6 protein-coding genes are annotated in these 7,309 nt (G+C 59.7%); 4 read left to right on the top strand and 2 right to left on the bottom strand.

The annotated features are described in order from the left end of the window. Positions 1 to 400 precede the first annotated feature (400 nt). Together DCO47_RS24600 and DCO47_RS24595 are read right to left on the bottom strand one after the other, a co-directional pair. The gene (locus DCO47_RS24600) at positions 401 to 1,894 is read right to left on the bottom strand and encodes a CoA-acylating methylmalonate-semialdehyde dehydrogenase (RefSeq protein ID WP_116659118.1); all 1,494 of its coding nucleotides are present in this window, start codon (positions 1,892 to 1,894) and stop codon (positions 401 to 403) included. A gap of 75 nt (positions 1,895 to 1,969) precedes the next feature. Beyond that, complete coding sequence (locus DCO47_RS24595) at positions 1,970 to 3,319, bottom strand: aspartate aminotransferase family protein (RefSeq protein WP_116659117.1); 1,350 nt, start codon at positions 3,317 to 3,319, stop codon at positions 1,970 to 1,972. A 137-nt stretch (positions 3,320 to 3,456) separates the two neighbouring features. Here DCO47_RS24595 and DCO47_RS24590 point away from each other — a divergent pair, with 137 nt between their 5' ends. From DCO47_RS24590 to DCO47_RS24575, 4 genes are all read left to right on the top strand, one after another. Beyond that, the gene (locus tag DCO47_RS24590; protein WP_042609778.1) at positions 3,457 to 4,377 is read left to right on the top strand and encodes a LysR family transcriptional regulator; all 921 of its coding nucleotides are present in this window, start codon (positions 3,457 to 3,459) and stop codon (positions 4,375 to 4,377) included. A 143-nt stretch (positions 4,378 to 4,520) separates the two neighbouring features. Next, complete coding sequence (locus tag DCO47_RS24585) at positions 4,521 to 5,909, top strand: uracil-xanthine permease family protein (protein ID WP_116659116.1); 1,389 nt, start codon at positions 4,521 to 4,523, stop codon at positions 5,907 to 5,909. Between the two features lie 88 nt (positions 5,910 to 5,997). Then, on the top strand, positions 5,998 to 6,648 hold the full coding sequence (locus DCO47_RS24580) for a TetR/AcrR family transcriptional regulator (RefSeq protein ID WP_116659115.1): 651 nt from the start codon (positions 5,998 to 6,000) through the stop codon (positions 6,646 to 6,648). 7 nt (positions 6,649 to 6,655) lie between these two features. Next, the gene (locus DCO47_RS24575) at positions 6,656 to 7,237 is read left to right on the top strand and encodes a YigZ family protein (protein ID WP_116659114.1); all 582 of its coding nucleotides are present in this window, start codon (positions 6,656 to 6,658) and stop codon (positions 7,235 to 7,237) included. Positions 7,238 to 7,309: the final 72 nt, after the last annotated feature.

The raw sequence follows: 7,309 nt of genomic DNA, 5'->3' as shown, positions 1-7,309 counted from the left end.
TATTTTCAGAAGTTTTCGAAGAATTCTTCAACAACTTCAACCACTTGCGCTTCCGATCTCTCGTTAGCGGGAGGCGAATTCTACAGCGTTAATCGCTGCTGTCAACACCTCTTTTTCTCCGCTTTCGACCGAGAAGATCGAACCGTTAAAAGAGCCAAACATCACTGCTCTTTCAACTCCTTCCAGGCTTCGATGACCTGAAGCGAGCCGCTGTCGAAAACTGCATAACTCGTTGAATCTCAAGGAGTTTTCCGTTTCGACTGCGCCGGAAGTGGGGCGAATTATAGACCTCTGGAATCTGCCGTCAACACCTATTTTCATATTTCTGTCATATCGGTCAAAAAAGCCCCGAAAACGCGAAGGCCGACCTGCGAGGTCGGCCTTCTGCACTTCCAGCTACTTATAAGCTAGGGAATGCAAACTGCGACGCCTCATGGCTCGCACGCTGTGGCCAGCGCTGGGTGATCGCCTTGCGACGGGTATAGAAGCGTACGCCATCCGGACCATACGCATGCAGGTCGCCAAACAGCGAACGCTTCCAGCCGCCGAAGCTGTGATACGCCACCGGCACCGGCAGCGGTACGTTTACGCCGACCATACCGACTTCGATCTCGTCGCAGAACAGCCGCGCCGCTTCGCCGTCGCGGGTGAAGATGCAGGTGCCGTTGCCGTATTCGTGATCGTTGATCAATTGCATCGCCTCTTCCAGGCTGTTCACCCGAACGACGCACAACACCGGTCCGAAGATTTCTTCTTTATAGATGCGCATCTCAGGGGTGACGTTATCGAACAGGCAGCCGCCGAGGAAGAAGCCTTCTTCATGACCGGCCACGCTCAGACCACGACCATCGACCACCAGGGTCGCGCCCGCTGCCACACCGTCATCTACATAACTGCTGACCTTGTCACGCGCCTGACCGGTAACCAACGGCCCCATGTCCAGGCCGCACGACGTACCGGCACCGATTTTCAGCGCCTTGATCTGTGGGACCAGTTTCGCCACCAGCGCGTCCGCGACCTGGTCGCCAACACACACGGCTACCGAAATCGCCATGCAGCGTTCGCCGCAGGAGCCGTAAGCCGCGCCCATCAGTGCGCTCACCGCGTTGTCCAGATCGGCGTCCGGCATCAGCACCGCATGGTTCTTCGCACCGCCCAGTGCCTGCACGCGCTTGCCGCGCTTAGTGCCTTCGGCGTAGATGTATTCGGCAATCGGTGTCGAACCGACGAAACTCAGCGCTTTGACTTCCGGCGCTTCGATCAGCGCGTCCACCGCAGTCTTGTCGCCATGGACCACGCTCATCACGCCTTTCGGCAACCCGGCTTCCAGCAGCAGCTGAGCAATCAGCAGCGTCGAGCTTGGATCGCGCTCGGATGGCTTGAGGATGAAGCAGTTGCCGCAGACGATCGCCAGCGGATACATCCACAGCGGCACCATGGCCGGGAAGTTGAACGGAGTGATACCGGCAACAATCCCCAACGGCTGGAAGTCCGACCAGGCGTCGATGTTCGGGCCGACGTTGCGGCTGTACTCGCCCTTGAGGATTTCCGGGGCGGCGCAGGCGAACTCGACGTTCTCGATACCGCGCTTCAATTCACCGGCCGCATCTTCCAGGGTCTTGCCATGCTCTTCGCTGATCAGTTGCGAGATGCGTGCTTCGTTCTGCTCCAGCAGTTGCTTGAAACGGAACATCACTTGCGCGCGCTTGGCCGGTGGCGTGTTGCGCCATGCCGGAAACGCGGCTTTGGCGGCATCGATGGCTTTCTGAATGGTGGCCTGGCTGGCCAATGGCAGTTTGTGGATCGCCTGGCCGGTCGACGGGTTGAAGACATCCACCGCGCGACCGGTTTCGGTCACCAGTTCGCCATTGATCAAATGCGGGATAACGCTCATCGAACACTCCTGAATTCTGGTCCACGGGCACCCGTAAAGAAGCGCCCGGTTGTGTAGGTATATATAGAAGGAAAATCAGTCGAGCTTGTTCAGCACTTCGCCGACCGCGTCGAACAGACGATCGAGGTCTTGCGGCTTGCTGTTGAAGGTTGGGCCGAACTGCAGGGTGTCGCCGCCGAAGCGCACGTAGAATCCGGCTTTCCACAAAGCCATGCCCGCTTCGAACGGACGCACGATGGCATCACCGTCGCGCCCGGCAATCTGGATCGCGCCGGCCAGACCGTAGTTACGGATGTCGATGACGTTCTTCGAGCCTTTCAGGCCATGCAGCGCGTTTTCAAAATGCGGCGCGATTTCGGCGACGCTCTGCACCAGGTTTTCCTTTTGCAGCAGGTCGAGTGCTGCGAGGCCAGCGGCACAAGCCACCGGGTGCGCCGAGTAGGTATAGCCGTGAGGGAATTCCACCGCGTATTCCGGCGTCGGCTGGTTCATGAAGGTCTGGTAGATCTCGGAGCTGGCGATCACCGCGCCCATTGGAATCGCGCCGTTGGTGACTTGCTTGGCGATGCACATCAGGTCCGGGGTCACGCCGAAGCTGTCGGCGCCGAACATCGAGCCGGTACGGCCGAAACCAGTGATCACTTCATCGAACACCAGCAGGATGTCGTGCTGATCGCAGATCTCGCGCAGACGCTTGAGGTAACCCTGCGGCGGAACCAGTACCCCGGCAGACCCGGCCATCGGCTCAACGAACACCGCAGCGATGTTGGAAGCGTCGTGCAGTTCGATCAACTTCAGCAGTTCATCGGCGAGGGCGATACCGCCCTGCTCCGGCATGCCACGGGAAAAGGCATTGCTCGCCAGCAGCGTGTGCGGCAAGTGATCGACATCCATCATCGCCTGACCGAACAGTTTGCGGTTGCCGTTGACGCCGCCGAGGCTGGTGCCGGCGATGTTCACGCCGTGGTAGCCACGGGCACGGCCGATCATTTTGGTCTTGGTCGCCTGACCTTTCAGACGCCAGTAGGCACGGACCATTTTCACCGCAGTGTCGGCGCACTCGGAGCCCGAATCGGTGAAGAACACATGGTTCAAGTTGCCCGGGGTCAGCTCGGTGATCTTCTCAGCCAGCTGGAACGACAGCGGATGACCGTACTGGAAACCCGGCGAGTAATCGAGGGTGCCCAGTTGTTTCGAAACGGCTTCCTGAATTTCCTTACGGGTGTGCCCGGCGCCGCAGGTCCACAGACCGGACAACGAGTCGTAGATCTTGCGGCCCTTGTCGTCGAACAGCCAGCTGCCTTCAGCGCCGACGATCAGACGCGGGTCGCGCTGAAAGTTGCGATTGGCGGTGTACGGCATCCAGTGCGCGTCCAGCTTCAGTTGGCTGGCCAGTGGCGACGGCGCGTTTTCAGGCATGTTCATCGGGCAAAACCTCGCAGGGCATAAGCGTCAGAGAGATGGAAAGCGTTGTTGCAGCTAAATTGCCACGGCGATAAAGTCGGTGAAATTCAACTCTTCTAACCTTCAGTTAGATCTTCGCTAAACAAAGAGAACAATAAATGAGCAGCCGCCGCCCCGATCCGCTGGCCCAGGTCAGTGATTTTGATATTCGCCTGCTGCGGATTTTTCGCAGCGTCGTGGAATGTGGCGGCTTCTCAGCAGCGGAAACCGTGCTCGGCATAGGACGCTCGGCGATCAGCCAGCAGATGAGCGATCTGGAACAGCGCCTTGGCCTGCGCTTGTGCCAACGCGGGCGGGCCGGGTTTTCCCTGACCGAGGAAGGTCGCGAGGTGTATCAGTCGGCACTGCAGCTTTTGAGTGCGCTGGAAAGTTTCCGCACCGAGGTCAACGGCCTGCACCAACACCTGCGGGGTGAATTGATCATTGGCCTGACCGACAACCTCGTCACCCTGCCGCACATGCGCATCACCCACGCCCTCGCGCAACTGAAGGAGCGTGGGCCGGATGTGCAGATCCAGATTCGCATGATTGCGCCAAACGAAGTCGAACAAGGTGTGCTCGACGGACGATTGCACGTCGGCGTGGTGCCGCAGGCCAGTGCGCTGTCGGGACTGGAATATCAGCCGTTGTACAGCGAGCGTTCGCTGCTGTATTGCGCGGTGGGGCATCCGCTGTTTTATGTCGACGATAAACAGCTCGAGGATCAACGTCTCGACAGCCAGGACGCGATTGCGCCGACCTTCCGGTTGCCAGCAGAAATTCAGGCGCATTATCAGGCGCTCAATTGCACCGCCAGTGCGTCGGATCGAGAGGGCATGGCGTTTCTGATTCTGACCGGGCGCTATATCGGTTATCTGCCGGATCACTACGCCAGCCTTTGGGTGCAGCAAGGGCGGTTGCGTGCGCTCAAGGCTGACACGCGTTTTTACGATTTGAGTCTGGCATCGGTCACGCGCAAGGGGCGGCGCCCTCATTTGGTGCTGGAAAGCTTTTTGGAGAGTCTGGCGGCTACGCGTTGATAGGGACCGCAACATTGGTGAAGTACAGCAAGATCAAGGGATCGCAGCCTTCGGCAGCTCCTACAGAGAGAAGAAGTTGAGCAAGTGGACAGCTTTTTGCAGAGCAGGACCAAACCCGATCCTTAAGCAAGAAGCCCACCGCCATGCAGCCAGATTCCGATTCGTCCAGTGAACTGATCTACGGCCTCAACGACCGTCCCAAACCACTCGCCGCGATCCTCGCCGCGTTGCAGCACGTGCTGGCCAGTTTCGTCGGTATCATCACCCCGCCGCTGGTCATCGGCTCGGCGCTCGGGCTGACGGCGCATCTGCCGTATCTGATCAGCATGGCGCTGATGGTTTCGGGTGTCGGCACCTTTATCCAGGCGCGGCGGCCATTCGGCATTGGCGCGGGGATGATCTGCCTGCAAGGCACCAGTTTCGCTTTTCTCGGCGCGGTGCTGTCCGCCGGGTTTCTGGTCAAGCAACGCGGCGGCAGCCCGGAAGATATTCTGGCGATGATTTTCGGCGTGTGCTTTTTCGGCGCGATCGTACAAATCGTGCTCAGCCGTTTCATCGGCCAGTTGCGCCGAGTGGTGACCCCCCTGGTGACCGGTATTGTGATCACGCTGATCGGCATCAGCCTGATCAAGGTCGGCATTACCGATCTGGGTGGCGGCTTCAATGCGCCGGACTTCGGCGCGCCGGGCAATCTCGCCCTGGGCGTATTTGTGCTGCTGACGATCATTCTGCTCAACCGCTCGAATACGCCGTGGGTAAGGCTGTCGGCGATCATCATCGGACTGGTGCTCGGCAGTCTAGCGGCTTGGTTGAGTGGGAAATTGCTGCCGCAGCCATTGCCTGACGTGCCGCTGGTGAGTTTTCCTACGCCGTTCAAGTTCGGATTCAACTTCGACTGGACAGCTTTCCTGCCGGTCGCGCTGATTTATCTGATCAGCACCCTCGAAACCGTCGGTGACCTCACCGCCAATTGCATGCTCGCCCGCCAGCCCATCAGCGGCCCTTCTTATATAAGTCGCCTGCGGGGCGGCGTGCTCGGTGACGGTGTGAGCTGCATGATCGCGGCGACCTTCAGCGCGTTCCCCAACACGACCTTCGCCCAGAACAACGGTGTGATTCAGCTGACGGGCGTCGCCAGCCGCTACGTCGGCCTGTACATCGGCGCGATCCTGTTCTGCCTCGGCCTGTTCCCGATGATCGGCGCGGTGCTGCAACAGATACCGAAACCGGTGCTGGGCGGTGCGACGCTGGTGATGTTCGGCGCGGTGGCGGCGGCGGGCGTGCGCATTCTCGCGCAGTCGCCGCTGGACCGGCGCAGCATGCTGATCATCGCCACTTCGTTCGGCGTTGGCCTCGGCATCGCTGCGCAACCGAACCTGCTGCACCTGCTGCCGAAACTGGTGCAGAACCTGTTCGACTCGGCGATCACCAGCGGCGGGCTGACGGCAATCTTCCTGTGTCTGCTGTTGCCGGAAGGCAAAACTGCAGCGGCGAAAAGCCCCGCGCCATTGAACAAGATCGAACAGGCGTAACTGTTTTTCCGCGCAAGGACTTGTCGGATGCCTGTGGGTGCGCTATCAACGCAACTGGTTGCACCCACAGACAATCCCGGAAGTGCCTATGACCTTTGAAGTCCCAGCCCACGGCGGCAAACCCGCCAGCCGCATTCGTCAGAAGAACGAAGAGACCATTCTCAAAGCCGCCGAAGACGAGTTCGCCCGTCACGGGTTCAAAGGCACCAGCATGAACACCATCGCGCAGAATGCCGGGTTGCCCAAGGCCAACCTGCATTACTACTTCACCAACAAACTCGGTTTGTATGTGGCGGTGCTGAGCAACATCATCGAGTTGTGGGACAGCACCTTCAACACCCTCACCGCCGAGGATGATCCGGCCGAAGCGCTGACCCGCTACATCCGCGCGAAGATGGAGTTCTCCCGGCGCCAGCCACAGGCCTCGCGGATATTCGCCATGGAAGTGATCAGTGGCGGCGAATGCCTGAGTGAATATTTCAATCAGGATTACCGCGCCTGGTTTACCGGGCGCGCAGCGGTGTTTCAGGCGTGGATCGATGCAGGCAAAATGGACCCGGTCGATCCGGTGCACCTGATCTTCCTGCTGTGGGGCAGCACTCAGCACTATGCCGACTTCGCCACGCAGATCTGCCGCGTCACAGGGCGCAGCAAGTTGACCAAGCAGGACATGGAAGACGCCGGCAACAACCTGATCCGCATCATTCTCAAAGGCTGCGGCCTCACTCCTTCTATATAAGACGTTTATGCCTTTCACCCTCAGCGGTCTTTGCGAGTACCGCGAAGAGATTCGCAAAAGCCGCTTCATCACCCTGGCGACGCCGATCGGCAGCCCCGCCGACGCGCAGGCATTTTTCGAGCAGCACAGCGATTTGAACGCCACGCACAATTGCTGGGCGTGGAAACTCGGGGCGCAGTATCGCAGCACTGACGACGGCGAACCGGGCGGCACCGCCGGGCGCCCTATTCTGGCAGCGATCGAAGCCCAGGACTGCGATCAGGTCGCAGTCCTGGTGATCCGCTGGTACGGCGGCATCCAATTGGGCACTGGCGGCCTGGCCCGAGCCTATGGCGGCGGCGCCAACAAGTGCCTGCAAGCGGCGGAAAAAGTCGAATTGATCAGCCGCGTGCCCCTGTGCTGCGCCTGCGGATTTGCCGAACTGGCACTGGTGAAGTTGCGCGTGGCGGATCTGGGTGGGTTGGTGGTGGAGGAAAACTTTACCGCCAATGGCGTTGAGTTGAGGTTGGCGGTGGGTGAGGCGCAGATTGAATTGCTGCAGAGCCAGTTGGCTGATCTGAGTCGTGGGCGGATTCTGTTGCAGCGTTGAGAAGATCAAAAGATCGCAGCCTTCGGCAGCTCCTACGGGGGTCTCGCATTCCAACTGTAGGAGCTGCCGAAG

The organism is Pseudomonas sp. NDM (assembly GCF_003105095.1).
GTDB lineage: Bacteria > Pseudomonadota > Gammaproteobacteria > Pseudomonadales > Pseudomonadaceae > Aquipseudomonas > Aquipseudomonas moraviensis_A.
This window is presented reverse-complemented; position numbering and strand designations above follow the sequence as displayed.